At 60.6% G+C, this 525-nt stretch carries 1 protein-coding gene; it reads left to right on the top strand.

Annotated elements, in window-relative coordinates; translation table 11 throughout:
• On the top strand, nt 1–486 hold a 486-nt coding region (locus AAE045_RS24285; protein ID WP_455549850.1), incomplete at its 5' end, for an ABC transporter permease.
• Between the last annotated feature and the right edge of the window lie 39 nt (nt 487–525).

Raw genomic sequence — 525 nt, 5'->3', positions numbered from 1 at the left:
CCAGCAAGTCCTGGGCCATACCTTGCAGGACGTTACATCGTTCGAGCAATGCCCGACGATCTCCCGCGGGTATTTGGCCAAGTAGCAAGGGTGGTGTCATCTGCCGCCCCTGATGTGGTCTTCGATCAATCCGCCAGTCGAACGTTGAGTGAGCTCCGTACAGAGTTCTTCCATGATGCAACGGTGATGATGGGACTTCTGGCGGGCGTCATCGCCGCGCTCCTCGGTGCTACTGCACTCGGCATCGGCGGGTTGGCGAGCTACTGGGTGGAGCAGCGCCGCAAGCAGATCGGTATCCGCCGCGCATTGGGAGCAACACGATGGGACGTGCTTCGCTACTTCCAGATCGAAAATTTCATGATCGTGAGCGTCGGCGTCGCCGCAGGCCTGGTGCTGGCCTACGGACTGAATCTGGCGCTGATGCGCTTCTATGAATTGCCCCGGCTGCCCGCGATGTACTTGCCACTTGGCGCCGCGGCGCTATGAATACTCGGCCAGTTCGCAGTACTTGCGCCGGCGCTGAAG

Source organism: Dryocola clanedunensis (genome assembly GCF_038405435.1).
Classification (GTDB): Bacteria; Pseudomonadota; Gammaproteobacteria; order Enterobacterales; family Enterobacteriaceae; genus Dryocola; species Dryocola clanedunensis_A.
Note: the sequence above shows the minus strand (reverse complement) of the source record. Positions and strands in the feature narration are given on the sequence as shown.